3 protein-coding genes and 2 pseudogenes are annotated in these 2563 nt (G+C 60.8%); 3 read left to right on the top strand and 2 right to left on the bottom strand.

Annotation, left to right across the window (positions count from 1 at the left end):
- From EN749_RS39185 to EN749_RS33970, 3 genes and pseudogenes are all read left to right on the top strand, one after another.
- Positions 1-212: pseudogene (locus EN749_RS39185) on the top strand (hypothetical protein); the annotation flags it as partial.
- Positions 213-277: 65 nt separating this feature from the next.
- Entirely contained in the window at positions 278-508 is a 231-nt protein-coding gene (locus EN749_RS33965; protein WP_128364815.1) for a hypothetical protein, read from the top strand.
- A gap of 267 nt (positions 509-775) precedes the next feature.
- The gene (locus EN749_RS33970; protein ID WP_128364816.1) at positions 776-1357 is read left to right on the top strand and encodes a DUF309 domain-containing protein; all 582 of its coding nucleotides are present in this window, start codon (positions 776-778) and stop codon (positions 1355-1357) included.
- A 126-nt stretch (positions 1358-1483) separates the two neighbouring features.
- On the opposite strand, the gene EN749_RS33975 is transcribed toward EN749_RS33970, so the two are convergent.
- A complete protein-coding gene (locus EN749_RS33975; protein WP_128364817.1) occupies positions 1484-1960 on the bottom strand; it encodes a ProQ/FinO family protein in 477 nt (158 codons plus the stop codon).
- A gap of 155 nt (positions 1961-2115) precedes the next feature.
- A pseudogene (locus EN749_RS33980) lies at positions 2116-2563 on the bottom strand (hypothetical protein); the annotation flags it as partial.

The raw sequence follows: 2563 nt of genomic DNA on the forward strand, positions 1-2563 counted from the left end.
ATCTTGGAGGGATTCGATCCGACACGGGATTTCTCGCCCGCATCTCCCGGCCGATGTTTCGCGTCGTGACGCGCTCCTGGCACATGTATCCGGTCGGTTTCCGGTTCGGGCTCAGCCTTATTGGCGAGACGATAGCCGCCTCGGATAATCGTGTCCGCTTCCTTGACTATCTTGCCGGGCTATTTCGTCTTCCTCGCATCAGCGGAAGTTAAATTTCGAGTGTTTCGGCTTGCCGCAAATTAGGGTCTCGGTGGCATAACTCGGCACGACTTTCGGGGTGCTGGCAGGAAAACTGATGCGCGGGCGTGGGTGGATCAAGGCGTTGCGTCAGGACGAGGCGCGGCAGGTGCGTGCACGCATTGCCGAACTGGAGCGCGACCTCATGGCGACCACATCTCAGGGACGCCATCGACGTTTCGAAGCCGGCAATGAACTTCGTGTTGCGAAATTCCGTCTGGAGCGCATCGAGGAATGCATCGCCGGAATAGCGGAAAAATGTGAGCGTTAGCGGATCTCGCCGCTCTCGAAGTTGCCGCGGTCCGCCCGGACTGTGCGTCGGCGCTATGATCACAAAGGCTGGTGGTTTGACGCCGCTCGGTCGAGAGCATCTCTTCAAGCGGTGTGGGGCGACAGACGCGCAGGCCTCAGGATGAGTCTGCCTGGAGAGCAAGTGGGTTGCGTGGTATCGGACGACGGGCGACCGGCCTGCGGGACCGCTCGTCGCGGCCAAATCGCCTCTATCCCCAGTAATTGCCAAGTGACAAAATACCTCTTGATGACGATTGGTTCGAAGTCGCGCCCGCGCTGGCTACCGGAAAAGAGCTTTCCTTCCTACGCGTATCTTCCAGGCAGGCAGCCGCACCCCGTGCGACATCCTGCAGGACACAGCTACCATAGCGAAGCAATTCCGGTAGCTGAAGAGGCGTCGCTTGACTCGGACATGTTCGTCTGGGGCATCGACCTCTTCAATCATGGCTATTACTGGGAAGCCCATGAGGTTTGGGAAGGTCTTTGGCAGGTTGCAGATCGAGGCGCTCCGCTTCGGACGCTGTTCAAGGGATTGATCCTGTTGTCGGCAGCCGGCGTAAAGATCCGCGAGGGCAAGCAGGCGGCGGCGGTCCGTCATGCCGGACGCGCCGCGGCGCTCCTTCGTCGGCTGATGAACGCCCCGGATCGCACTATCGAGCGTGCACTCGGAATGTCACCCGCTGTGCTCGCCGAACACGCCGAAGCCGCGGCAAGGATCCCGGCAGCCTTGCAGACGCCGCCGCCCGGTCAGCCTCAAGCCGTGTTTGATTTCATTCTCGGGTCAAATTCCCCTGGGAATGCCGATCCGATCGCAGGCGGTTATTGGTAGAAGGCCGCGGTTTTCTGTGTCTCAGTCTAGGGGTGCACTCCACAGCTGCCCGGGACTTAGTGAAATCGGCGTCCGGGACTTACCGAAACACGCACCGGTCGGTGCAGACCCATCGCTCAGCGGCGCTCAAGCCATCGGCTTTCGGAAAGACCGGCGACGCTTCGTCTCAACAACTATTCCGGTCGGGCGGTCGGCCGTATTCTTCGCCTTGAGCACGGCCGTTTGCTTCGGTTTCGAGGGCGGGGCATCAGGCTCTGCCCTTGGCTCCGGCGTTTTCTTGGAACCTTGCTTGTTCTTGCGGACGCACAGCAAAGCCTTGGCGGTCGCCGCGTCCGCATCCGAGACGACGCCGGCCGGCTCGCCATCAAGATCGACCCGCACAGCGCCGGCATCCAGCCTCGCCAAGTATCTGGGCATCGTGGTATAGGCGCGCAGGGCTCTCCTCAATTCATCCTCTGACAGTTTGCCGTCCAGCACGCGAATGTCATGATGGATGCCGATCTTAAGCGGCCTGGGCGCTTTCGGATTGAATGCCGCAGGCCACTTTGCCGACAGATGGCGGAAAAGCTGCGCGGGCGATTTCCCTCGGCTAGGGGTCGTCATGATCAAGCCTCGCCCGATTTGTTTTCGTTCCCAATTCGGATCCCTTGGTAGCGCCCATATATGCAATGATTATGGATGTCTGAAAAAAATGGGATTCGTCCGGCCGGGGCAAAGCAGCGCACCCTGGCTTCTAGATGAGTACCGTTGCCCTCCCTTTAGCCGTTCCGTTGCCGGCCGGCGGTATGAGGCATGCTCTTCGGCAACTTTACGACGTCACGGTTGCTGTTCAGAGTTGGCAGCTTGCCCCGCTCGGTAGCTGCCTCTTTGAGGCGCGCGCGGGCGAGCTCGAGGAGCGCGTGGGCTATCTCGTCCCCGGTCCAGCCGGATTCCGCTGCGCGCTCAACCAATTGATGGAGGGCCGGTTCCAAGGTGAGCTGGCACTGAAGGGCACGGTCCGGGTGGTCGACCGGGCAGCTTGGTTGCGCGACCGCAATGCTTGATCGCTTCATTGCAGGCCATGGGCTCTCGCCCCTCTCCTTTTGCCACACGAGGCGCGCCAGCTCACGTGTTGTTGTTGGTGTGCGCCACGGCATTCGCTTCATCTTGTCAACCAGCAGCGCCAGCGATCCCGCGCGCTCCAGCTCCGTAAAGAAATGATGCGGC

The organism is Mesorhizobium sp. M7A.F.Ca.ET.027.02.1.1 (genome assembly GCF_004022985.1).
GTDB lineage: Bacteria > Pseudomonadota > Alphaproteobacteria > Rhizobiales > Rhizobiaceae > Mesorhizobium.